The sequence below is a fragment of the Streptomyces sp. NPDC017529 genome (assembly GCF_044329785.1).
Lineage (GTDB): Bacteria > Actinomycetota > Actinomycetes > Streptomycetales > Streptomycetaceae > Streptomyces.
Genome location: NZ_JBIRJY010000003.1, coordinates 1 through 22,352, shown reverse-complemented (window position 1 = coordinate 22,352; position 22,352 = coordinate 1). Strand labels below are relative to the sequence as shown.

Below are 22,352 nucleotides of genomic sequence, written 5' to 3'. Positions count from 1 at the left end.
CCGGCCCCGCCGCGCCCGCGCCCCGCCGGAAGCCTTGCCTCCGCCGGAGCGCGGTGGCACCGTCCGCGGCATGGCGAACATCCCCGCGGATCTTTCGTACACCAAGGACCACGAATGGGTCCGGATCAAGGGCGATCAGGTCACCGTCGGCATCACCGAGCACGCGCAGCGGCAGCTCGGTGACATCGTCTACGCCGAACTGCCCAAAGCGGGCGAGCGTTACGAGGCGGGCGACGCGTTCGGCTCCCTGGAGTCGGTCAAGGCGGTCACCGAGGTCTACCTGCCGCTGACCGGCACGGTGCTCGTGGTCAACGACACCGTCAACGACGCCCCGGAACAGATCAACGACGACCCGTACGGCGCCGGCTGGCTGGTCGTGTTCCGCCTGATCCGGCCCGCCGAGGCCGACGGCCTGCTGGACGCGAGGGGATACGAGGCCTGCTTGCGGGAGGGGGCGGCCGAGTAGCCGCCCGGGGGTTACAGCCAGCCGTTCTGGCGGGCGGCGCGCGCCGCCTCCATGCGGTTGCGCGTCCCGGTCTTGCCGATGGCCGCCGAGAGGTAGTTGCGGACGGTGGCCTGCGAGAGGTGCAGCTTGCCCGCGATGTCGGCGACGGTCGCGCCGTCCACGGCCGCGGTCAGCACGTCGCGCTCGCGCTGGGTCAGCGGGTTCGGGCCCGCGCTGAGCGCGGCAGCGGCCAGCCCGGGGTCGATGACGCGCTCCCCGGCCAGCACCCGCCGGATCGCCGCCGCCAGGTCCTCCACCGGGCCGTCCTTCACCAGGAAGCCGGACGCCCCGGCCTCCATCGCCCGCCGCAGGTACCCGGGCCGCCCGAACGTGGTCACGATCAGCACCTTGCAGGACGGCAGCTTCTCCCGCAGCTCGGCGGCGGCGTCCAGCCCGCTGCGCCCCGGCAGTTCGATGTCCAGCAGCGCGATGTCCGGCCTGGCCTCCAGCGCCACCGGCACGATCCGGTCCCCGGTCGGCACCTGCGCGACGACCTCCATGTCGTCCTCCAGGTTGAGCAGCAGCGCCAGCGCGCCCCGCATCATCCCCTGGTCCTCGGCCAGGAGGACCTTCACACACGCCTCGGCCTGCTCGCCGTCCGGGTCGGTCATGGGACAAGCCTAGCCAGCCCCGGCCGGGGCCCCGGGTCGAAGGGGCCCCGGCCGGTGACCAGGTCGTCAGGCGGGTAACGCCGCGCCCTCCCGTGCCACCGAGACGATGAGTTCCCGCAGCCGCTCGACGTACAGGCGCAGGTTGCCGTACGCGATGTCGGTGTCCGGGTAGCGGCCGGCGAACTGCAGGCCCTCGTGCAGCCTGGTGATCCACGCGCACACCTGGTCGCCGTAGGAGACCCGGATCAGCCCGTACGCCTTGAGGTGCTCCCACCGTTCGGAGCCCGGGACGGCGCGCGCGTCGACGAACGAGACGATCGAGTACAGGTCCGGGGACGTGGGCCGGAAGTCCGCGCCCAGCAGCCGGAGCACGCGGGCGAGCGGGATGCGGGACAGCGACCGGTTCTCCCGCAGCGCGGCGCGGACCATCCGCATGGCGCTGTCGAAGTCCGGCGCCTGCCCCACCGGAACCTCGATCGGCGCGCCGCCCACGTACCAGCCCACCGAGTCCGACCACTGGGACCTCGCCCGGGTGTGGAAGGGCACCACGGTGCGGTACACCTCCTGGCCGCCGATGTCGCGGACGATCAGGCCGGTGGCCGCGAGGACGCCGATGAAACTCCCGCCGTACGGGCGGCAGTACGCCTCGAAGGCCGCCGCCGTGGCGTCGTCCACCAGCATCTCGTGCATGAACTTCTGCGTGGGCAGCGGGCCTTCGGGGTCGAGGCCGAGGTCGACGGGGAAGTTCGGCAGCTTCCCGTCGCACTGGGCGATGAACTTGCGCCAGCGGGCGACGACCTCGTGCGTGTCGTCGACCTGGTCGGCGCTGGAGCGTTCGGTCGCGCAGAAGTCGACATAGCTGGCGACGGGTGCCGTGTCCACGGTGCGGCTGTCGAGGCCGGCCGCGTACAGCTCGTGGATCTCGGCGGTGATGCGCTGGATCGAGTACGCGTCGACGTTGCTGTGGTCGAACGCCATGTAGACGCTGGTGCTGTCGTCCCTGACGACAGCGGCGAAGATGAAGTTCGGCCAGGAGAGCGCGTCGGCGCCGGCGTCGAAACGGTCCTGGAGGTGCTGGGTCAGCGCCGCCGCGTCGGAGAATTCGCCGATCTCCGTACGGTGCAGCACGACGGCGTCGGCGTCGAGCGTGAACCTCCGCATCTCGTCACCGGACCAGCGGAAACCGCTGCGCAGCGTCTCGTGCCGGAGCGTCCAGGCGCGCAGGGCTTCCTGGAGGACGTCGAGGTCGGCCTTTCCCGGTATGTCGAAGGCGGTGCCGAGCCACGTCGGTACGAACAGGCCGTCCTGGCGTACCGACCGTGCCGTGCGTACGTGGGACTCCTGGATGTAGGCGGGCGGGCGCGTGTCGTTCGGCAGGCTCGTCGCGGTCTCGACGGCCGCCGGGTGCAGCGTCCACTCCACCAGACGTCCGGGGCGGATCTCGCAGCGCTGGATGTCAGTCATGCGCACAGGGTTCTCCGATCGTAGACCCTCGGGACATAGCTAGAAGGTTGTCCCGTACGAGGCGGGGGTTACCCCTTGAGGAGAAAGTTGTACAGGAGATGTGAGGTGTACGCGGCCAGGCTCTCAGCGTTCCGGCGTCACCTCGTCCAGGTCCACCGGCAGCTCCGCCACCACCCGGAAGCCGCGGCGGCCGTCCGGGCCCGCGTCGAGGGTGCCGCCGGCGCTGGCGAGGCGTTCGGCCAGGCCCTTGAGCCCCGTGCCGCCGGATGCGGGGGGTGTCGCGGCCGGGTCGGGGCCGCGGCCGTCGTCGGTGACGGTCAGCCGGGCGCGGTCGCCCGCGGCGTCCGTGCGTACCTCGATCTCGCAGCGGGCCGCGCCGCTGTGCCGGACGGTGTTGGTGACGCCCTCGCGCACCACCCAGCCGAGCAGCGCGTCGGCCTGCGGGGGCAGCGGCGGGCCCGAGCGGCGGACGACGGGGTCGATGCCGGCGGCCCGGAGGGCGGAGGCCGCGCGGTCCAGTTCGGTGCGCAGGCTGCCCTCGCGGTAGCCGGTGACCGCTTCCCTGATCTCGGTGAGCGCCTGGCGGCCGACCGCCTCGATGTCGGCGGCCTGGGCCAGTGCCGCGTCCAGGTCGCGCGGCGCCAGCCGCCGTACCGCCTCGGCCTTGACCACGACGACCGAGAGGGTGTGGCCAAGCAGGTCGTGCAGGTCGCGGGAGAAGCGCAGGCGCTCCTTCTCCACGGCGGTGCGGGCCAGCTCCTGGCGGGTCTCGTCGAGCTGCTTGATGCTGTCGAAGAGGCTCAGGACGGTGGCGGCGACCATGCCGGAGATGAAGGTGCCGTAGCCGATGGCGGAGGCGTTCCAGCCGTCGCCGACGCGGACGCCCGCGACGGCGCCGGCGGAGGCGCTGAGGACGAAGAGCAGGACGAAGTGGGGCTTGCCGCGGATCGCGCGGACGGTGCCGGACGCCAGGGAGAGCAGCGGGAAGAACAGCAGCCAGGCGTGGCCGAAGCCGATCGTGATCGCATAGGTGACCGCGGCCAGCGCGGCCAGCCCGTAGACCGGGACGCGGGAGTCGCGGTAGCGGGGGTTGAAGGCCGAGAAGACGACGAAGATGTAGAGGGAATTGAAGGTGAGCAGGCCGAGGCCCGCGAGCCAGGTGTTCTGGGTCTTGCCGCTGAAGATGTTGGACAGGGCGCCGATGCCCATCAGCAGCCACGGCAGGAAGGTGAAGCTGTTGGGGCCTCTGTCCCTGCCCCGGCGCTTTTCCCGCGGCGTCGCCGGCCCGGCCCCGCAGTCCCCGTCCGGCTCGCTCTGCTTGTTCCTTCGCACGTCGTGCACTGCCTCTTCCCTGTTCGCGTCCTGGTCAGGACGCTACCGAGCCGTCTGTGGCCCCGGCAGGTGCGAATGTAGTCGGCCCACGGGGACACATGTCACGGGCGACGCACCGGGGCGTCCGCCCGGTCGGCTGACGGGGCGTCAGGGGTTCCCGGGCGGTGCCGGATCGGCTATACATGGATGCCGTCGGATAGAACGCGTTCTAAAACGAGCGGCGGGTGCGGTACGCGCACGCACGTATCCGTGCCGACCGGACCCGACGGCGCGGACGGCCGACCGCAGGCGACCCCGGCACGGCCGACGGTGCGGACGGCCGGGCCGGGGTCTTCACACCGTGGTGAAGGAGCAGCAGACCCATGCCCATCGACGCCGCCAAGGCCACCGCGGCCGGGCCGAGGACCACCGAGCTCGCCTGGGAGCCCAAGGACGTCCAGCTCTACCACCTCGGCATCGGCGCGGGCGTCCCCGCCACCGACCCCGGCGAGCTGCGCTACACGCTGGAGAGCCGGCTGCACGTGCTGCCCAGTTTCGCGACCGTGGCGGGCGGCGGGATGGCGCTGGCCGGCGGCCTCTCCGCGCCCGGCATCGACGTGGACCTCGCCGCGGTCCTGCACGGCGGCCAGACCGTGACCGTGCACCGGCCGATTCCCGTACGGGGGCGCGCCGTCACGACGGCCACCGTGCCCGCCGTGTACGACAAGGGGAAGGCCGCCGTCATCGTGCTGCGGTCCGAGACGGCCGACGACGAGGGCCCGCTGTGGACCTGCGACACGCAGATCTTCGTCCGCGGCGAGGGCGGATTCGGCGGTGAGCGCGGGCCCGCCGGCCGCCTGGAGCTGCCGGAACGCGCCCCGGACCGCACCGTCGAACGGCACCTGCGCGAGGACCAGGCGCTGCTCTACCGCCTGTCCGGCGACTGGAACCCGCTGCACGCCGACCCCGAGTTCGCCAAGCTGGCCGGCTTCGACCGGCCGATCCTGCACGGCCTGTGCTCGTACGGCGTCACGCTCAAGGCGGTGGTGGACGAGGTGCTGGACGGCGACGTGGCGCGCGTCGCCGCGTACACCACCCGGTTCGCCGGGGTGGCCTACCCCGGCGAGACGCTGCGCGTGCGCATGTGGCGGGAGCCGGGCCGGGTCCTGGTGTCGGTCACGGCCGCCGACCGGGACGACGCGCCGGTCCTCGCCGACACCGTGATCGACATCAGCCCGTCCGGCGCCTGAGGCGGCGCCCCGGCGCCCGCGACACCCCCACCAGGACCCGGCCGCCCCGCGAAGGGAGCGCACCATGCGCGCAGCGATTCAGCACCAGACAGGGCAGGACAAGCTGGAGGTCGTCGACGACGTCGAGGCGGTCGGGTTCGGCCCGGGGAAGGTGCGGGTGCGCATCCGGGCCACCGGGCTGTGCCACTCCGACCTGTCCGCGATGAGCGGGGTGCTGCCGCAGCCCGCGCCCTTCGTCCCGGGGCACGAGGGCGCGGGCGAGATCATGGAGGTGGGCGACGGCGTCCAGGGCCTCGCGGCGGGCGACCGGGTGCTGATGTGCTGGCTGCCCGCCTGCGGTAGGTGTCCGTCGTGCAAGCGCGGCCAGACCCAGCTGTGCCTGGCGGGTTTCATGAACGCCGGTACGCCCAACTTCCGCCGCGCCGCAGCCGATCCACCCGACGTCTTCGGCTTCGCGGGCACCGGCACCTTCGCCGAGGAGGTGGTCGTCGCCGCCGACTGCGCCGTGCCGATCCCCGACGACGTGCCGTACGAGATCGCGGCCCTGATCGGGTGCGGGGTGACGACGGGGCTGGGCGCCGCGATGAACACCGCGCGGGTGGAGCCCGGCGCGTCGGTCGCCGTCATCGGCTGCGGCGGGGTCGGCATCTCCGCCGTCCAGGGTGCGCGGGTGTGCGGGGCCGCGCGGATCGTCGCGGTGGACCCGGTGGAGAACCGCCGTGCGGCGGCGCTGCGCTTCGGCGCGACCGAGGCGGTGGCCCCGGCGGAACTGGCCGACGCCAAGCAGCGGATCACCGGCGGCGAGGGCTTCGACTACGTCTTCGAGGTCGTCGGCAAGGCCGCCACCGCCCGCACCGCCTACGAGGCGACGCGCCGCGGCGGCACGCTCTGCGTGGTCGGCGCCGGGGCGGTGGACGACCACTTCCAGGTCAACATGTTCGAGCTGTTCTTCGACGAGAAGCGCATCCTGCCGTCGCTGTACGGGGGCGGGGACGTGCTGCGGTCCTACGAGCGGGCCATCGCCCTGTGGCGTGCGGGCCGGATCGACCTGGAAGGGCTGATCACCCACCGGGTCCGGCTCGCCGAGGTCAACGAGGCGCTGGAGCAGATGCGGACCGGCGCCGCCCTCCGTACGTGCATCGAGATCTGACCGGACCGGCCCCGCAGGGCCCGGCCCGCCGCGTACGCACACCGACCGAGAGGAAGCCGGCACCGTGAGCGCTCCCACCGCACGGCCGCTTGAGGGACTGTCCGCGATCGTCACCGGGGCGGGCCGCGGCCTGGGCCGGGCGGAGGCGCTGGAACTCGCCCGGCTCGGCGCGGCCGTCGTCGTCAACGACTACGGGCAGCCGGGCCGGGACGGCTCCGGCGCGGCGTCGGCGGGCCCGGCCGAGGAGACCGCCGCCGAGATCCGGGCGGCGGGCGGCGAGGCCGTCGCCCACCTCGGCGACGTCGCCGACCACGAGACGGCACGCGGTCTGGTCCGGCTGGCCGTCGAGCGCTGGGGGAAGCTGGACGTCCTGGTCAACAACGCGGGCATCCTGCGCGACCGGATGGTGTTCTCCATGACGGAGGACGAGTGGGACTCGGTGATCCGCGTCCACCTCAAGGGCCACTTCAACACCACGCGCTTCGCCGCCGCCCACTGGCGCGAGCGGTCCAAGGCCGCCGGGGCCGCGGTGTACGGGCGGATCGTCAACACCTCGTCCGAGGCGTTCCTCGCGGGCTCGGCGGGCCAGCCCAACTACGCGGCGGCGAAGGGCGGCGTCGTCGGCCTCACCACCTCCTGCGCGCTGGCCCTGGCCAAGTACGGGGTCACCGCCAACGCGATCTGCCCCCGGGCCCGCACCCGGATGACCGAGGACGTCTTCGCCGGATTCGAGGTGCCGGCGGGCGGGGCCCGCGACGCGCTGGCCCCCGAGCACGTCGCGCCGCTGGTCGGCTACCTGGCCTCGCCGGCTGCGGCGCGGGTCAACGGGCAGCTGCTCGTCGTGCACGGCGGCATGGTCGCGGTGGTCGAACGGCCGAAGGTGGCGGCGCGCTTCGACACCGCGAAGGACGTCTTCACCTACGAGGAGCTGGACGAGGCGCTGACGCCGTACTACGCGGAGCGCCCGCCGCACGAGACGTTCGCGGCGGCGGAGGTGCTCGGCCTCAAGCACCGCTGACCGCCCGCGCGCACGACAGCGGCCGTGGCCCCGTACCCCTGGAACGCGGTGCGGCGGCCACGGCCGTTGTCGTACGGACCCGCCTCAGGCGTCCTGCGTCTGCTTGCTCCGGCGGTGCCTGCCGTTCGGGGACGCGTCGGCGTCCTCCGAGGCGGCCGGGCCACGGTGTTTGCCGGCGCCTGCCGCCGCGGCGGCCTGGGCGGCGTCGTACTGGCGCGCCTGGGTCGTATCGGTTCGGGCTTCGGACATGCGAGGAGTCACTCCGTCAGATCGCTTACAGCTGTACGCGTCGGGACCTCTCCCAGCGAACCGCTGGGATTGCCGCGGCAGCACCCGTCGGTGGCCGGTCAACCGGCTGCGTAGCCCCCGCCCGATTCTAACGGCGCGAACGATCTTGCTCTACCGGGCCTCCCGGGCCGCGAGGGGCGCCTGCTGCAACGGCACCGGCCTGCAAGGAAGGGGATGCGCGGGCGCGGCGTACGGTTCCTGGGTAACGGACTCCGGTTGTGTGGATGGTGTGGAGGCGGCGGGAGGCGGGGCCTCGGAGCGCACCTCCGGCCGGCCGTCCGGGCGGTCTACTCGGAGCGCTACGGGAGGAGTTGGGGACGGAGCCGGGGAGAATCGAATCCATCGTGCCGCTCTGGGCGGGAAGTTGGCGAGTGGGGGCCCTTCGGGAAGTTTGTCCGGGGGTGGGGTGTCCGAGGGCCGGGAGTGCCGTACGGCGACCTCCGCGCGCGGCCCCGACTCCCCGGAAGGCGCCTCGCGCTCCGCGAGCCCCGTGGTCCCGGCCGGCAGCCGGGCCAGCCCGCACGGCGCCATCGGCGTCACGAACGGCAGCCGCAGCTCGCCGTCCGCCGTCCACAGCCCGGCCCCCGCCAGCCACCCGCGCGGGGCCGCCAACTGCCGCAGCCTGCGCTCCGCGGGCCGCCACACGCCCAGCCAGGTGCCGCCCACCGCGTCGACGCGGAACGCCACCGCGCTGCTCTCCGGCGCGAGCGCCTGCCCCGGCTGTACCGCGAACGGCCGGAGCGCGGCGTCCGGCAGCCGCAGGCACTCGGGGAAGCGCACCGGCAGCGCGCTGCCCAGCACGCCCCAGCCCAGCCGGTCGTGCCCGGCCGCGTCGGACCGCAGCACCAGCAGGCCGCTGTCCGGGTCGGCCAGCAGCAGCCGGTCGTTGCTCTCCTCCGTGATCTGGAGCAGCGGGCTGGTCTCGCCGCCGCGCTCCAGGTCGACCGCCACCGTCTTCGTGCGCCCGTCCAGCTCCTGGTCGAGGGCGAGCAGCCGGCCCGTACGGTCCAGCCAGACGCCGCCCGTGCAGCGGCCCGGGATCTCGGCGACGCAGGCGGGGCCCGAGTGCGCCAGGCCGGGCACCGGGGAGTCGCGGCCGTCGTGCACGAGCCACAGCACGGTGGACCGCTCGCCGGGCGCGAGCGCGTACGCGCGGGCCCCGCAGGGCGATGCGGGCAGCAGCGTCAGCCCGGACGCGCTCACGGCGCCCAGCGCCAGCTCGCCGGTGCCGGGCCCGGTCGGGTACAGCAGGGCGAGCGCGAAGCGGTCCCCGGACCGGCGCCGGATCAGCACCCGGCCGTCCGTGAGCGGCAGCAGCTCGGTGTCCGCCTCCTCGGGCTGGTTGCCGGGCAGCGGAACCGCGTACGGCTCGGGCCCGGCCAGCGTCCAGCGCTCGGGGAACCAGCTCCCGGTGCTCTCGTGGCGCGCGAGCCGGGCGGCGTAGGAGCCGTCGGCGGCGATCGTCAGCGCCGCGGGGCGCTGCCGGGTGTCCGGCGCCGCGGCGTCCTCGGTGACACAGGCCGTCATCGAGTGCTCACCTCCAGTCAGTGCGCTCGAAGCTAGTTTTCGTCTTTCCAAACGTTCGGCGAAGGTTGCGGCACTTCACGCAAAAGAGTGGCGGATGTCTGCTTCGCCTGAGGCGTGAGGGGTGATTGTGCTCTATGCAGCGGTCCGCCCCGGGGTGCGGCGTCCCCGACTTCGCGCCCCGGCCGCCCGGAGCGCGCGGCCGCCCGCCCGCCGCCGTCCGAAGCGGCCCGTCATACGGGCACGGGTGGGAGGTAACCTTCCACCCGTGCCCGTACTGTCTGAAGTCCTCGCCGCGCTCGACGCCCTCTGGCCCCCCGAGCGGGCCGCATCGTGGGACGCCGTCGGCACGGTCTGCGGTGACCCGGACGCCGAGGTGCGCCGGGTCCTGTTCGCCGTGGACCCCGTGCAGGAGATCGCCGACGAGGCGGTCAGGATCGGCGCCGACCTGCTCGTCACGCACCACCCGCTCTACCTGCGCGGTACGACCACGGTCGCGGCCGGCACCTTCAAGGGCCGCGTCGTGCACACGCTGATCAAGAACGACATCGCGCTGCACGTAGCGCACACCAACGCCGACACCGCCGACCCCGGCGTCTCCGACGCCCTGGCCGGCGCCCTGGACCTGCGCGTCCTCGGTCCGCTGGTGCCGGACGCCACCGACGCGCACGGCCGCCGCGGCCTGGGCCGGGTCTGCGAGCTGCCGCACCCGATGACGCTGGCCGAGTTCGGCCCGTACGCCGCCGCCCGGCTGCCCGCCACCGCGCAGGGCGTCCGGATCGCCGGCGCCGGCGACCGTACGATCCGCACGGTCGCCGTCTCCGGCGGCTCCGGCGACAGCCTCTTCGACGACGTGCGGGCGGCGGGCGTGGACGCGTTCCTCACCGCCGACCTGCGCCACCACCCCGCCTCCGAGGCGACCCAGCGAAGCGGCCCGGCGCTGCTCGACGCCGCCCACTGGGCCACCGAGTGGCCCTGGTGCGAGCAGGCCGCGGCCCAGCTCGACGAGATTTCCGACCGGCACGGCTGGAACCTGCGCACGCACGTCTCGCGCACGGTCACCGATCCCTGGACCGCCCACGCGGCGTCCGACGCCCGCACGACCCCGACGAACACAACAGGAGCCCCACGCTGAACGCCGCGCCCGCCGACCAGATCCGCCTCCTCGACGTCCAGGCTCTGGACGTGAGGCTCAGCCAGCTCGCGCACAAGCGCAACAACCTCCCCGAGCTGGCCGAGATCCACACCCTGGAGGGCGACCTCACCCAGCAGCGCGACCTGCTCGTGGCCGCGCAGACCGAGGAGAGCGACACCACCCGCGAGCAGACCAAGGCGGAGCAGGACGTGGACCAGGTGCGCCAGCGCGCCGCCCGCGACCAGCAGCGCCTGGACTCCGGTGCCATCACCTCGCCCAAGGACCTGGAGAACCTCCAGAAGGAGATCGCCTCCCTCGCCAAGCGCCAGGGCGACCTGGAGGACGTCGTCCTGGAGGTCATGGAGCGCCGCGAGTCCGCCCAGGAGCGCGTCGCCGAGCTGACCGAGCGCGTGGAGTCCGTGCAGGCCAAGGTCAACGACGCGGTCGCCCGCCGGGACGCCGCGTTCGCCGGGATCGACGCCGAGGCCGACACGGTACGCAAGGAGCGCGAGCTGACCGTCGCCGACATCCCGGCCGACCTGCTGGCGCTCTACGACAAGCTGCGGGAGAAGCAGGGCGGCCTGGGCGCCGCCCGCCTCTACCAGCGCCGCTGCGAGGGCTGCCGCCTGGAGCTGGACATCACCGAGCTGAACGACGTGCGCAGCGCGCCCGCCGACAAGGTCGTGCGCTGTGAGAACTGCAGCCGCATCCTGGTGCGCACGCCCGACTCGGGCCTGTAGGCCGTGGCCCGTACGTTCGTCGTCGAGGCCGACGGCGGGTCCCGGGGCAACCCGGGGCCCGCGGGCTACGGCGCGGTCGTCATCGACCCGGCGACCGGCGAGACCCTCGCCGAGGCCGCCGAGTACATCGGCACGGCGACCAATAACGTCGCCGAGTACCGGGGCCTGGTCGCCGGGCTGCGCGCCGCGCACGCGCTGGACCCGGAGGCGGAGATCCGGGTCCGGATGGACTCCAAGCTGGTCGTCGAGCAGATGTCGGGCCGCTGGAAGATCAAGCACCCGGACATGCGGCCGCTGGCCGCCGAGGCCCAGCGGGTCTTCCCGCCCGCGCGGGTGACGTACGAGTGGATCCCGCGCGAGCGGAACAAGCACGCCGACCGGCTCGCCAACGAGGCCATGGACGCGGGCAAGGCGGGCCGGCAGTGGGAGCCGCGCGACTCGCGGGCCGGACTCGAAGCGGGCGGCCCGGCGCGCAGCGCCGCGGCCCGCGCCGCCGACGCGGCGGCGGAGGCCGCCGAGGCCGCTCCGGCCACCGAGCCGAAGGCGCCGCCGGCCGGCTGGGCGCCCGCCGACCTCGGCGCGCCGACCACCTTCGTCCTCCTGCGGCACGGCGAGACCGCGCTGACACCGCAGAAGCGATTCTCCGGCAGCGGCGGCTCCGACCCTGAGCTGTCCCCGGCCGGCCACCGCCAGGCCGAAGCGGTCGCCGCAGCGCTCGCCGCGCGCGGCACGGTCCAGGCCGTCGTCAGCTCGCCCCTCAAGCGCTGCCAACAGACGGCCGAGACCGTCGCGGCCCGCCTCGGCCTGGACGTACGCGTCGACGAGGGCCTGCGCGAGACCGACTTCGGCGCCTGGGAGGGCCTGACCTTCGCCGAGGTCCAGGAGCGCCACCCCGAGGACCTCGCCGCCTGGCTCGGCTCCGCCAAGGCGGCACCCACCGGCGGCGAGTCCTTCGCCTCGGTCGCCCGCCGCGTCGCCGTCTCCCGCGACAAGCTGCTGGCCCGGTACGCGGGCCGCACGGTGCTGCTGGTCACCCACGTCACCCCGGTCAAGACCCTGGTACGCCTGGCCCTCGGCGCCCCGCCGGAGTCCCTGTTCCGCATGGAACTCTCCGCGGCTTCGCTGTCCGCCGTCGCGTACTACGCCGACGGGAACGCGTCGGTGCGCCTGCTGAACGACACGGGACATCTGCGCTGAGAGGGTCTGGCCGGGCCCTCTCCTGACGGAAGGCGGTACGCCGATGGCGTTGCCCGACCTGCTCGCGGTATTCGCCCACCCCGACGACGAGTCGCTGTCGGCGGGCGGGGTGCTCGCCCGGCACGCGGCCGCTGGCGCGCGTACCGCGGTCGTCACGGCGACCTGGGCCGAGGACACCCCGCGCGCCGCCGAACTGGCCGAGGCGCTCGCGATCCTCGGCGCCGGCGAGCCGCGGATGCTCGGCTACGCCGACGCGAGGGTGCCGTGGTCGGCCCCGGGCCGCGCGCGGCTGTGCGACGCGCCGCTGGACGAGGCGGTGGGACGGCTGGTGGCGCACATTCGGGAGACCCGCCCGGAGGCCGTCGTCACCCACGACGCGTACGGAGGGCTGCCGGGCCACCCGGACCATGTGCACACCCACCGGGTGACCATGCTCGCCGTCCAGGCGGCCGGGCTCGGGAAGCTCTACCCCGAGGCAGGTGAACCGTGGCAGCCGCGCGCCCTCTACCTGGCCACGCACCCCGACTCGGCCGTGCCGCGGCTCCGCGACGTGCTCGGTGCGCGCGAGTCGCTCTACAGCGTGCCCGACGAACTGGTCACCGCGGCCGTCGACGTACGGCCCTGGCTGGAGCAGAAGACCGCCGCCATTCTGGCGCACCGCTCCGAGGCGGCGCGCGGAGCCCTGCCGGGGATGCTCGACGGCCTCGCGCCGGACGCCAGGGAGCGGCTGTTCGGCACCGAGTGGTACATCCGCCACACGCCCGTCACCGCGGCCGCCGCCCAGACGGAACTGACCGCCTGAACGCGCACCGGCCCGCCCGTACCTCCGGAAGGGCGGGCCGGCGGGCAATTCCCGCTCCGGACCTGCCCTTTCCGGGCCATTTTTCCTTGGCGTGAATCCGGTGCTTTTCACCGGCGTCCGGCCGGTCCGTGCCGGGTGGCTTGTTCGTTTCCTTGTAAGCCGCCCTCCGCTTCCATAGCGTCGCTTGCAGACCAGGGCGCGGCCAGCGTCTTTTCCCTCACCGCGTGCGTGAATTCCGCATGCCTGTACGGAGGTTGGTATGTCGAGCGAGTACGTCGAGCCCGTCGAGGTTTCCCCGTCCGTGGCACAGGCCAATCGAAACGCCGCGGAGCGTTTCCCGGCGGGCGGCTCGCGGGACTTCGAGGACGCGAACAGGCAACTGCTCGCGCGACCGGACGTCGCGGTGATCCCCGCCCGCTCGGACAGCGGCAAGGCCGTCTGGGACTTCGCGTCGTACGACTTCCTCACCGAAGGCGGCGACGAGGCGCCGGCCGAGGTCAACCCGAGTCTGTGGCGCCAAGGGGTGCTCACCGCGTCGGCCGGGCTGTTCCTGGTCACCTCCAACGGCAGCCGGGCCGTCTACCAGGTGCGCGGCTACGACCTGTCGAACATGACGATCATCGAGGGCGACACCGGGCTCGTCGTCGTCGACCCGTTGGCCTGTTACGAGACCGCGCAGGCCGCCCTCAAGCTCTACCGCGACACCGTCGAGGGCGACCGCCCCAGGCCCCGGCCGGTCGTCGCCCTGATCTACACCCACAGCCACGTCGACCACTTCGGCGGTGCCCGCGGCCTGTTCGCCGAGCGGGGCGACGAAGTGCCCGCGGACCTCCCGGTCATCGCGCCCGACGGGTTCCTGGAGCACGCCGTCAGCGAGAACGTCTACGCGGGCCCGGCGATGGCGCGCCGCGCCGAGTACATGTACGCGGCCGGGCTGGACAAGTCCCCGTACGCACAGGTCGGTTCGGGCCTCGGGCTGACCATCTCCACGGGCGAGGTCACGCTCCTGCCGCCGACCGACTCCATCGGCGCGGCCCAGGCCGTCACCAGCGACGACTGGACGCCCGCCGACGTCATCCCGTGGCGGGCCGGCCTGCACCGGCGGGTCGTCGACGGCGTACGGCTGCTCTTCCAGCTCACGCCCGGCACCGAGGCCCCCGCGGAGATGAACATCTACCTCCCCGAACTCCAGGCCCTGTGCATGGCGGAGAACGCCACCCACAACCTGCACAACATTCTCAGCCTGCGCGGCGCCCAGGTCCGGGACGCGCACGCCTGGGCGAAATACCTCACCGACGCGATCCAGACCTTCGGCGAGCACACCGAAGTGGAATTCGCCTCGCACCACTGGCCGCGCTGGGGCAAGGAAAACATTCTCGAATTCCTGAGCAACCAGCGGGACATGTACGCGTACCTCAACGACCAGACGCTGCGGCTCGTCAACCGCGGATACACCGGAATACAGATCGCCGAGGAACTCCAGCACCTGCCGGCCGGGCTCGCCGAACACTGGTACAACCAGGGCTATTACGGTTCGCTCAGCCACAACTTCAAGGCCGTCTACCAGCGCTACATGGGCTGGTTCGACGGAAACCCGGCCCACCTGTGGAACCTGCCGCCGTCCGAGGCCGGCACCCGGTACGTGGCGGCGATGGGCGGCGCCGAGGCCGTCGTGCGCACCGCGCAGGAGGCCTACGACCGTCACCCGGACGACCCGCAGGCGTACCGCTGGGTCGTCGAACTGCTCAACCACGTCATCTTCGCCGACCCCGCCACCGTCTCCGAGCAGGCCGCCAAGGACGCCAAGGCCCTCCAGGCCAAGACCTTCGCCCAGCTCGGCTACGGCGCCGAGAACGGGCCCTGGCGCAACTTCTTCCTCACCGGCGCCGACGAACTGCGCAACGGCCCGCAGCGGCCCACCGGCAAGGGCGCGCCCGACCTGGTCCGCAGCATGAGCCTGGAGCAGGTCTTCGCGGCGATGGCCCGCAGTGTGGACGGACCGAAGGCGGCCGAGGAGCAGCGCGCCGCGATCGTCCTCCAGTGGAACTTCACGGACACCCGGCAGGAGTGCACCACCACGCTGCGCAACGGCGTGCTGGTGTACGTGGCGGGCAAGGACCTCTACGCGGGCAAGCCGCAGGCCACCATCGTCCTGACCAGGGCGGCGTTCGACTCGCTGGCGCTGGACGGCCCGCTGTTCCGCGACAACTTCGACGCGGCGGTCAAGAACGGCGCGATCCGCGTCGACGACCAGGCGGCGGCGGACACCGTCTTCGGCTACCTGACGGTGCCGGACCCGATGTTCCCGATCGTCACGCCGCGGGACGGCGGCCGGGCCTAGCCGGCCGGCGGGGAGAGGGCCCGGCCGGTGCGGGGACGCCGATCCGCACCGGCCGGGCCCGCGCCGTACGGACGCGTGTCGTGCGGATGCGCGTCGTGTGGATGCGTGTCGCGCCGCCTCAGCGCAGCGACGCGGCCTCGCGGGCGAGGCGCTCCACCCGCCCCCAGTCCTTCGCGCGGAGCGCGTCCGCCGGGAGCATCCAGGTGCCGCCCACGCAGCCCACGTTCGGCAGCGCCAGGTACGCGGGGGCCGAGGCCAGGCCGATGCCGCCGGTCGGGCAGAACCGGGCCCGGGGGAGCGGCGAGGCGAGGGACTTCAGGTAGGCCGTGCCGCCCGCGGCCTCCGCCGGGAAGAACTTCATCTCGGTCACGCCCTCGTCGAGCAGCGTCACCACCTCCGACGCCGTCGAGACGCCGGGCAGGAACGGCACGCCGGACTGCCGCATCGCGGTCAGCAGCCGCGGCGACCACCCCGGGCTGACCAGGAAGCGGGCGCCCGCCGCGACCGCCGTGTCCACGTGCTCCGGGGCCAGGACCGTGCCCGCGCCCACGACCGCTTCCGGCACCGCGTCGGCGATGGCCCGTATCGCGTCCGGCGCCGCGGCCGTGCGCAGCGTCACCTCGATGGCGGGCAGCCCGCCCGCCACCAGCGCGCGGGCGAGCGGGACGGCGTCGGCCGCGTCGTCGAGGACCACGACCGGGATCACGGGGGCGAGCCCGAGAACGGAGGGCGCGCCGGCGGGGGAGGAGGCAGCGGTAGTCACGCGCCCATACTGCGCCCGCCCGACAACATCCGCAACGCTCATTGCACGTACTGCAACACGGGGTGGCTGCCGCCCCTAAAGCTCCTTGACCACCACGTCGACCGCCCACGCCTTGCCCGCCTTCGCCGGGGCCTCGGCCTCCACCACGTACCCGAGATCGCCCAGCGCCTCGACCAGCTCCGCCGGGCCCTCCGGCGCCCGCCCCGCCGTCAGCAGGTCCCGCACCAGCCGCCCCTTCGTCGCCTTGTTGAAGTGGCTGACGACCGACCGCTTCTCGGCGCCGTCCACGATCTTCGACTGGAGCACCCGCACCGTCGCCGTACGGCCCGCGACCTCACCCTTGGGCTTCCAGGCCGTCGCGTACGCCGCCGACCGCAGGTCCAGCACCAGCCCGTCCCCCGCGGCCTCGGGCAGCACCCCGGCCATCGGCGTACGCCAGTACGCGCCCAGCGCGCCCAGGCCCGGCAGCTTGACCCCCATCGAGCAGCGGTACGACGGGATCCGGTCACCGATTCCCACCGCACCCCACAGCCCCGAGAACACCAGCAGCGACTTCCCGGCCAGCCGCCGCGCCCCGGCGTCCAGCGTGGCCAGGCCCAGCGCGTCGTACAGCACGCCCGTGTAGATCTCGCCGGCCGGCCGCGTACCGGACTCGCGCAGCGCCGCGTTCTTCGCGATCTCGCCCCTGAGGCCGTCGCTCAGTCCGAGGACCTCCTGCGCCTTCGCCTCGTCCGCCGCGCACAGCCCGACCAGCTCTTCGAGCACCGCCTCCCGCGCGGGGCCCAGCCCTGGCAGCGACAGCGCCCCCAGATCCAGCGGCTTCCCGCCCCCGGACGCGGCCTTCCCTTCGGACGGCGGCAGCAACACGAGCACGCGCTTCTCCTTAAACTCCCGGTGCGATGGCCCCGCCACTTTACGTTCGGGAGCGGCCGCCCCTCTCACACCGGCGCCACCACACTCCTCCCCTCGCCCTCTTCCTCCCCCTCCGCTTCCTTCCGGCGCGCGACCGCCTCCCTGATGGCGGCGACCGCGGCCCGCCCCTCGTCCGCGTGGAACCGGACCGTACGGGCCGCCACCCGCTGCCCCAGCAGCTTCACCGCGACGACCGGCTCGGCCAGCTCGACGGTGACGCAGGTCTGCGCCGCCACCGCCAGTTCCAGCACGCCGTCCCGCTCCAGCTCCTGGCGCTTGTCCACCTCCGTCTTCGGGAAGCGCAGGTCGTAGCGGACGGACGTGATCCGCTCCAGGGGTATCCACAGGTCCAGCTGCGCCCCGTTGCGTATCCGCAGCCCGCCGTCCCCCAGGACATGCGGCCGGGTCACGGCGGCGGCCTGAAAGCTCAGCACCGTCAGCAGCGTGTAGATGTCGAGCACCAGCATGACCAGGTGCGCGACCGGAAGCTGCGCCATCAAGAACCCGACACCGACCGTCTCGACCAGGCACACGAACGCGAAGCCGTACATCATCGGCGCCTGCGCCCGCGCATACCCGAGCGCGCGCTCCCCGGCACCCACGCCGTGGCGCCGACGCGCCACCCACAGCGCCAGGCTGGCCATCCGCCGCCCCTCGTACGCCGCCAGCCGACCCCCCATACCGGTGCCCCCCGTGCCCCTACCCCCCATTCCCGTCCCCTTCATTCCCGTTCCCCCTCCGGCCGCGCCGCGACCGCTACCCACGGTCCCGCTCCAGCACCAACCGGACCGCCCACCGCACGGCTTCCTCCTGCGCCGGCGCGAAGTCCGCGAAATACGACCCCAAGAACCCCGTATCGAACCGCGACCCGCCCGTCGCCGCCTCCCCCTCCTCCAACTTCTCCACCTCGCGCAGCTCCTCCACCAACCCGTCCGGAATACACGTCGCGAGCGCGCGGGCCGCCTCCTCCACCCGCGGGTCCCCGGGCTCGACCCCGGCCAGCTCGTCCAGCAAGGCGTAGACCTCGTAGGCGCGTTCCATCGCCCCGGGCGGCATGACGGCCTCCTGCAGCACGGACAGCATCCGCCCGCCCTGCTCGGTCGCCCCGCGGTCATCTCCAGCACCGACAGCATCTCCCGCTCCTTCACCGCCATCGCCGGCTCCGGACCCGGCAGCGCGGCCGAGACCCGCTGCATCTCGCCGACCAGCGCCGTCAGCTGCTCCGAACACGGCCCCTCGTCCGGCAGATGCCCGCTCTCCACCTGCCGCAGCAGCCCCTCCAGCCGCTTGCGCCGGTGGCGGATCTCCTCCTCCTGCCGCGCCAGGTCCGCGTCCAGCTCACCGAGCACCTCGCGCAGCTCCCGCCCGGCGTCGTCCGCCAGCACGTCGCGCACCTCGCTCAGCCCGAGCCCCAGCTCCGTCAGCCGCCGCACCCGCGCCAGCGTCACCGCGTCGCGCAGCCGGTACGCGCGGTAGCCGTTCGCCAGCCGTTCGGGTTCCGGGAGCAGGCCGAGATGGTGGTAGTGCCGTACGGTCCGGGTGGTGACACCGGCCAGCGCCGCGAGCTCTCCGATCCTCATGCGGCCAGTACACACGTTGCCGTTGCGTCAAGGTCAAGGCTCAGCCGCCCGGCAGGTAGCATGGTCGGCACGGCGGACGAGCCGGCCGGACGGCCGCGTGGGGATTCATCGGATCCTCCCGAGGAACGTCCGGGCTCCACAGGGCAGGGTGGTGGGTAACGCCCACCCGGGGTGACCCGCGGGACAGTGCCACAGAAAGCAGACCGCCGGTGCCGCGAGGCGCCGGTAAGGGTGAAACGGTGGTGTAAGAGACCACCAGCCTCCGAGGTGACTCGGAGGGCTCGGTAAACCCCACCCGGAGCAAGGTCAAGAGGAAACACCCCGGTGTTTCTGCGCGGACGTTCGAGGGCTGCCCGCCCGAGTCCGCGGGTAGACCGCACGAGGCTGCCGGCAACGACAGCCCTAGATGGATGGCCGTCTCCCGACGGGCCGCAAGGCCCTTCGGCGACAGAACCCGGCGTATAGGCCGACTCGTCCGCCGGTCGCCTGGCGCAAGGCCCTCCGGTCTGGCAAAACGCCAGATCGGAGGGCTTTCCGCTGCACGCCCTTCAGTGACGGAGCGCTCACTGTTTGTGGCCGGTTCGGGATGTTGCTCAGCGTCGTGTGGCGATTGTGTGGCGGTACAACGGCATGAAGCAGGCCGCATCCGGAACGTGCTCGAACGGAAGTAAGCCCCCGACCTTCAGCCTCGCCGCGCCTGCATGATGAGGGTTCCGATGTGGCCTTCTTCCGGAGCGGCGAATACTTGCCCGTCGACTTCTTCGAACCCCGCATCCGCCAGGAAGTTCCCCCAGCTCTCTGGGGTGTAGGCGTAGCGGTACAGGAACGTCTCCTTGCCCGCAAATCCGCCCTTGTACATCCCTTGTGGGCCGTAGGCTCCGGGAATGGCCGGGGGCTGGGAGAACACGAATCGGCCGCCGGGGTTCAGGCGCTCATGCACCAGCGGAAAGAGGCGGGCCGGGTCGGCGAACCAGGCTGCCCCGAAGATCGAATAAATGGCGTCGTACGTCTCGCTCGTCGTGGCCAGGAAGTCGAGGGTTTCGGCGCAATGGAGCTGTACGCCCAGCGACCCCCACCTTTCCTTCGTCTGCTCGACTGCGACGGGGGACAGGTCAACCCCGCTCATCTTCACGTCGCGTTTGGCGAGGTAGGCCAGATGCCGGCCGGTACCGTAGCCGATCTCCAAGGCGGTTGACGGGTCGCCGAGCAGTTCCGGGCCGGGGCCGTGCCCTGCGTACTGTGTCCAGCAGAAGGCGGGCTCGGCGTCCTCGAACACTTTGTCCCTGGTGCTGCGGGCGAAGGCATCCCAATTATCGCGTTCATGGTCGTAACGGTGCTGTGCGCGCAACGAACTTCCTTTGGGGTGGGGTGAACAACGGGGCGTGCCCCCGCCTCCCGCAGGGGGCAGAGGCGCGCACTGCAGTGCCGGCAGGGCCGAGATCAGTGGCTGTCGGGCACCTTGTTGTCGCACGGTGAGCAGTCGGACTCGTCCGAAGCCCACAGTTCGGTGTCGACCTCGAAACCGTTCTTGCTGATGAGGTCGGCTGTCCGCATCACGGTGCCGTCGCGGCGACGCTCGATCAGCGGAGCGTGGTGCTTGTAGATGCCGCCGTTGTACTGGTTGCAGAACGCGAAGTACAAGGGCGTGTCGAGGATGATCTGATGGACGCCGGTGTCGACCGTCTTGCCGACGCCCATGTCCACGCCAGCGTTCTCCATGGCGGTGATCAGGTACGCGACGCCCTGACCGAGGATGCGCTCGGCGAGGCTGCGGACGGCCACGCTGTCGCGCAAGAGGAGCTGTACTTCGCGCTCCCACAGGTCGTCCACGCCGACATTGGCGACGAGGTGGGGGACGCGCTCTTCGAGCGCGTTCAGGATGACCCGCGGATCACGGGTGCGTGTCGGGGCTTCGGCGGTGATGCTCATCGTGCGTGCCTCCTAGGTGGGGGGATGAGCTGGGAGTGCTGCACTTGCTGACCTGCCCGGTCGACTCCGCTCACGGAAACGAGGCGGCGTGCGACCGGGAGGGCGGGGGCGCCGGGCCGTAGAAGCGGTTTCGGCATCGGTACCCCCTGATCCCCTCGCGGAGGTCGGACGATGCGAGGGGACTTCTGAGGCCCGTCTACTGCCGCAATGCCTCGCCGGGGCCACGGGTGGGCACGGCAGCAGACGGGGGTCTAGGGGCTGATCAGTAGGTAGCGGCAAGGAAGAGGAAGACGAGAACGACGGAGCTGGAACCATTCCGCCGGCCGCACCTGGGCAGGCCCAGAGCGACCCGCTGGCGGACTCGGACGGGGAGCGCCGGCGACACCGGCAACACTGCCGCGTCATAACGGCCTTGCCGTCCCCGCAAGGGGTATCCCCGGCATGGGTAGGCTGCCGGGCAAGCCAGTGGGCAGATTGGCGCCAGCAGGCACAATGAGGCTTCTCATGACCATGGACCAGTCAGCAACCGCGTTGCCATGCGGCTTCTTGGAGCGAGAGGATGTGGCAGATGCTCTAGCGGCGCATGACTTCGGCACCGTCTTCCGGCTCGCCAAGGACGCAATAGGTATCTCCTACTCAAGGATTGCCGCGGCATGCGACATCAAGCCGGAGCGCGTTGGGACCTTGGCGCGCGGGGTAGGGCGTATTGCGAGCTTCGAGAAGATCAGCTTGGTAGCTGACGCCTTGCGCATCCCCGGCCACATGGTGGGGCTCGCGCCCCGCGATTGGGAGCTGACGCCCACTGAAGAGAACGCTGCGCCTGTTCGACGTATCGCCACCACACGACACGGAGACGCTGTGCGACGCAGAAAGTTTTTCAAGCTGACTGCTGGGGCCGGACTTGCGGTCAGCCTGCCCGACTCGGCGTGCATAGCTCCTCACGGCCAACTGAGCAGCGGCTACCCCGAGTATCTGCGCCGGCGGACAGCCCGCCTTCGGCGCATGGACGACATTTTGGGCGGAGGGGACACCTATCGTGTGTACCTCGGGGAGTACCAAGCTACGAAGAGGATGCTGCGCGAGGTCAGATGCACTGATACGACCGGAAAGCAACTGCTGTCCGTACTGGCCGAGCAGGCTCAACAGGCCGGATGGGCGGCCTTCGACAACGGCAATCATGCTGATGCGAGCAGCCTGTACCACGAGAGCTACCAAGTAGCCACCGAGGCCGGCGACCTATCTCTAGCAGGCAATGCCCTGGCATTCCTCGGCTACCAAAAGAGCGGCGGAACCCCGAAAGGCGGAGTGGAAGACGCGTCTGGTGCCTGCTTGATCGCCACCCCATCGGCACCGCTGAGCGTGCAGGCGCTGCTGCGCGAACGCCTTGCATGGGCCTATGCCGTCGCAGGGGACGCTACTGAGACGGAGAGGGCGTTGGACGCTGCGGAGACAGCGCTTGCCTCGGCTGACGACTCGCCCCCACCCGACTGGGCGGCCTGGGTCGATCACGACGAACTCAGTGGCTGGCAGACTCCTACCTGGCAGCCGGAGAGGTGGAGGAAGCTGCGGGCATCATTGACCGGGTCCTGGATCTCTCAACCGGTGTGGCATCGGTACGTCCCCGGCAGCGCATCGCCCCAGCGCTCCGCAAGCTCGAAGCCCACACGGGGCTCACTCAGGTGAGAGCAGTGCTTGAGAAGGCCAGGGCGTGAGGTCAGTCGAGCCGCGTGGTCGTTCCTAGAGGTTGTCCCGTATGGGGTGTGAGTTATCCCGTGAGGGCCAGGTTGTGCAACCGGGCGATGCCGAGCATGGCCTGGTGAACTCCGTCGCCC

Annotated in this window: 20 protein-coding genes, 1 other RNA gene and 1 pseudogene; 11 read left to right on the top strand and 11 right to left on the bottom strand. The window is 72.2% G+C overall.

Annotation, left to right across the window (positions count from 1 at the left end; all coding sequences use genetic code 11):
* The first annotated feature begins 70 nt into the window (after positions 1-70).
* Complete coding sequence (gene gcvH / locus ACH4K4_RS07405; RefSeq protein ID WP_398165451.1) at positions 71-466, top strand: glycine cleavage system protein GcvH; 396 nt, start codon at positions 71-73, stop codon at positions 464-466.
* Between the two features lie 11 nt (positions 467-477).
* Here the strand turns inward: gcvH and ACH4K4_RS07400 are convergent, their stop codons facing one another.
* From ACH4K4_RS07400 to ACH4K4_RS07390, 3 genes are all read right to left on the bottom strand, one after another.
* Entirely contained in the window at positions 478-1,116 is a 639-nt protein-coding gene (locus ACH4K4_RS07400; protein ID WP_398165450.1) for a response regulator, read from the bottom strand.
* A 66-nt stretch (positions 1,117-1,182) separates the two neighbouring features.
* Entirely contained in the window at positions 1,183-2,580 is a 1,398-nt protein-coding gene (locus tag ACH4K4_RS07395; protein ID WP_398165449.1) for a condensation domain-containing protein, read from the bottom strand.
* 123 nt (positions 2,581-2,703) lie between these two features.
* Complete coding sequence (locus ACH4K4_RS07390; RefSeq protein ID WP_398165448.1) at positions 2,704-3,921, bottom strand: sensor histidine kinase; 1,218 nt, start codon at positions 3,919-3,921, stop codon at positions 2,704-2,706.
* Between the two features lie 353 nt (positions 3,922-4,274).
* Here ACH4K4_RS07390 and ACH4K4_RS07385 point away from each other — a divergent pair, with 353 nt between their 5' ends.
* The 3 genes from ACH4K4_RS07385 to ACH4K4_RS07375 all read left to right on the top strand — a co-directional run bounded on the left by ACH4K4_RS07385 (position 4,275) and on the right by ACH4K4_RS07375 (position 7,309).
* A complete protein-coding gene (locus ACH4K4_RS07385) occupies positions 4,275-5,141 on the top strand; it encodes a MaoC/PaaZ C-terminal domain-containing protein (RefSeq protein ID WP_398165447.1) in 867 nt (288 codons plus the stop codon).
* 64 nt (positions 5,142-5,205) lie between these two features.
* Positions 5,206-6,291 carry a Zn-dependent alcohol dehydrogenase gene (locus tag ACH4K4_RS07380; RefSeq protein ID WP_398165446.1) on the top strand — a complete coding sequence of 362 codons (1,086 nt, stop codon included), beginning with the start codon at positions 5,206-5,208 and terminating at the stop codon, positions 6,289-6,291.
* Positions 6,292-6,355: 64 nt separating this feature from the next.
* Positions 6,356-7,309: a 3-oxoacyl-ACP reductase gene (locus ACH4K4_RS07375; protein WP_398165445.1), complete on the top strand. Its 954-nt coding sequence runs from the start codon at positions 6,356-6,358 to the stop codon at positions 7,307-7,309.
* An 84-nt stretch (positions 7,310-7,393) separates the two neighbouring features.
* Here ACH4K4_RS07375 and ACH4K4_RS07370 read toward each other — a convergent pair whose 3' ends face one another.
* Both ACH4K4_RS07370 and ACH4K4_RS07365 read right to left on the bottom strand, forming a co-directional pair.
* Positions 7,394-7,558 (bottom strand): hypothetical protein, encoded by a 165-nt coding sequence (locus ACH4K4_RS07370; RefSeq protein ID WP_360136816.1) that lies wholly within the window; start codon positions 7,556-7,558, stop codon positions 7,394-7,396.
* Positions 7,559-7,708: 150 nt separating this feature from the next.
* Positions 7,709-9,124 (bottom strand): hypothetical protein, encoded by a 1,416-nt coding sequence (locus ACH4K4_RS07365; protein ID WP_398165444.1) that lies wholly within the window; start codon positions 9,122-9,124, stop codon positions 7,709-7,711.
* A 265-nt stretch (positions 9,125-9,389) separates the two neighbouring features.
* On the opposite strand from ACH4K4_RS07365, the gene ACH4K4_RS07360 reads away from it, so the two are divergent.
* From ACH4K4_RS07360 to ACH4K4_RS07340, 5 genes are all read left to right on the top strand, one after another.
* Positions 9,390-10,256: a Nif3-like dinuclear metal center hexameric protein gene (locus ACH4K4_RS07360; protein ID WP_398165443.1), complete on the top strand. Its 867-nt coding sequence runs from the start codon at positions 9,390-9,392 to the stop codon at positions 10,254-10,256.
* Complete coding sequence (locus ACH4K4_RS07355) at positions 10,253-10,996, top strand: zinc ribbon domain-containing protein (protein WP_398166284.1); 744 nt, start codon at positions 10,253-10,255, stop codon at positions 10,994-10,996. Before ACH4K4_RS07360 ends, ACH4K4_RS07355 begins: the two co-directional genes overlap by 4 nt.
* A gap of 3 nt (positions 10,997-10,999) precedes the next feature.
* Positions 11,000-12,193 carry a bifunctional RNase H/acid phosphatase gene (locus ACH4K4_RS07350; protein WP_398165442.1) on the top strand — a complete coding sequence of 398 codons (1,194 nt, stop codon included), beginning with the start codon at positions 11,000-11,002 and terminating at the stop codon, positions 12,191-12,193.
* Positions 12,194-12,236: 43 nt separating this feature from the next.
* The gene (locus ACH4K4_RS07345; protein ID WP_398165441.1) at positions 12,237-12,995 is read left to right on the top strand and encodes a PIG-L deacetylase family protein; all 759 of its coding nucleotides are present in this window, start codon (positions 12,237-12,239) and stop codon (positions 12,993-12,995) included.
* A gap of 259 nt (positions 12,996-13,254) precedes the next feature.
* Positions 13,255-15,336 carry an alkyl/aryl-sulfatase gene (locus ACH4K4_RS07340; RefSeq protein WP_398165440.1) on the top strand — a complete coding sequence of 694 codons (2,082 nt, stop codon included), beginning with the start codon at positions 13,255-13,257 and terminating at the stop codon, positions 15,334-15,336.
* 118 nt (positions 15,337-15,454) lie between these two features.
* On the opposite strand, the gene eda is transcribed toward ACH4K4_RS07340, so the two are convergent.
* The 4 genes and pseudogenes from eda to ACH4K4_RS07320 all read right to left on the bottom strand — a co-directional run bounded on the left by eda (position 15,455) and on the right by ACH4K4_RS07320 (position 18,591).
* Positions 15,455-16,141: a bifunctional 4-hydroxy-2-oxoglutarate aldolase/2-dehydro-3-deoxy-phosphogluconate aldolase gene (gene eda, locus ACH4K4_RS07335; protein ID WP_398165439.1), complete on the bottom strand. Its 687-nt coding sequence runs from the start codon at positions 16,139-16,141 to the stop codon at positions 15,455-15,457.
* Positions 16,142-16,174: 33 nt separating this feature from the next.
* A complete protein-coding gene (gene yaaA, locus ACH4K4_RS07330; protein WP_398165437.1) occupies positions 16,175-16,972 on the bottom strand; it encodes a peroxide stress protein YaaA in 798 nt (265 codons plus the stop codon).
* A 65-nt stretch (positions 16,973-17,037) separates the two neighbouring features.
* On the bottom strand, positions 17,038-17,691 hold the full coding sequence (locus ACH4K4_RS07325; RefSeq protein WP_398165436.1) for a hypothetical protein: 654 nt from the start codon (positions 17,689-17,691) through the stop codon (positions 17,038-17,040).
* Between the two features lie 76 nt (positions 17,692-17,767).
* Positions 17,768-18,591, bottom strand: a pseudogene (locus tag ACH4K4_RS07320) (MerR family transcriptional regulator).
* Between the two features lie 77 nt (positions 18,592-18,668).
* Between ACH4K4_RS07320 and rnpB the strand changes: the two are divergent.
* An RNA gene (rnpB, locus tag ACH4K4_RS07315) (RNase P RNA component class A) lies at positions 18,669-19,069 on the top strand.
* Positions 19,070-19,273: 204 nt separating this feature from the next.
* On the opposite strand, the gene ACH4K4_RS07310 is transcribed toward rnpB, so the two are convergent.
* Positions 19,274-19,939: a class I SAM-dependent DNA methyltransferase gene (locus tag ACH4K4_RS07310; RefSeq protein WP_398165435.1), complete on the bottom strand. Its 666-nt coding sequence runs from the start codon at positions 19,937-19,939 to the stop codon at positions 19,274-19,276.
* A gap of 92 nt (positions 19,940-20,031) precedes the next feature.
* The gene (locus tag ACH4K4_RS07305; protein WP_398165433.1) at positions 20,032-20,520 is read right to left on the bottom strand and encodes a hypothetical protein; all 489 of its coding nucleotides are present in this window, start codon (positions 20,518-20,520) and stop codon (positions 20,032-20,034) included.
* Positions 20,521-21,024: 504 nt separating this feature from the next.
* On the opposite strand from ACH4K4_RS07305, the gene ACH4K4_RS07300 reads away from it, so the two are divergent.
* Positions 21,025-22,203, top strand: coding sequence for an XRE family transcriptional regulator (locus tag ACH4K4_RS07300; RefSeq protein WP_398165431.1), 1,179 nt, complete (start codon positions 21,025-21,027; stop codon positions 22,201-22,203).
* Positions 22,204-22,352: the final 149 nt, after the last annotated feature.

Coding starts and splice junctions, on each gene's coding strand:
- ACH4K4_RS07370 (WP_360136816.1), bottom strand. CDS start 7,558: ATGTCCGAAGCCCGAACCGATACGACCCAGGCGCGCCAGTACGACGCC.
- gcvH (WP_398165451.1), top strand. CDS start 71: ATGGCGAACATCCCCGCGGATCTTTCGTACACCAAGGACCACGAATGG.
- ACH4K4_RS07305 (WP_398165433.1), bottom strand. CDS start 20,520: ATGAGCATCACCGCCGAAGCCCCGACACGCACCCGTGATCCGCGGGTC.
- ACH4K4_RS07380 (WP_398165446.1), top strand. CDS start 5,206: ATGCGCGCAGCGATTCAGCACCAGACAGGGCAGGACAAGCTGGAGGTC.
- ACH4K4_RS07400 (WP_398165450.1), bottom strand. CDS start 1,116: ATGACCGACCCGGACGGCGAGCAGGCCGAGGCGTGTGTGAAGGTCCTC.
- eda (WP_398165439.1), bottom strand. CDS start 16,141: ATGAGCGTTGCGGATGTTGTCGGGCGGGCGCAGTATGGGCGCGTGACT.
- ACH4K4_RS07385 (WP_398165447.1), top strand. CDS start 4,275: ATGCCCATCGACGCCGCCAAGGCCACCGCGGCCGGGCCGAGGACCACC.
- ACH4K4_RS07345 (WP_398165441.1), top strand. CDS start 12,237: ATGGCGTTGCCCGACCTGCTCGCGGTATTCGCCCACCCCGACGACGAG.
- ACH4K4_RS07300 (WP_398165431.1), top strand. CDS start 21,025: ATGACCATGGACCAGTCAGCAACCGCGTTGCCATGCGGCTTCTTGGAG.
- ACH4K4_RS07325 (WP_398165436.1), bottom strand. CDS start 17,691: ATGGGGGGTCGGCTGGCGGCGTACGAGGGGCGGCGGATGGCCAGCCTG.
- ACH4K4_RS07365 (WP_398165444.1), bottom strand. CDS start 9,124: ATGACGGCCTGTGTCACCGAGGACGCCGCGGCGCCGGACACCCGGCAG.
- ACH4K4_RS07395 (WP_398165449.1), bottom strand. CDS start 2,580: ATGACTGACATCCAGCGCTGCGAGATCCGCCCCGGACGTCTGGTGGAG.
- ACH4K4_RS07340 (WP_398165440.1), top strand. CDS start 13,255: ATGTCGAGCGAGTACGTCGAGCCCGTCGAGGTTTCCCCGTCCGTGGCA.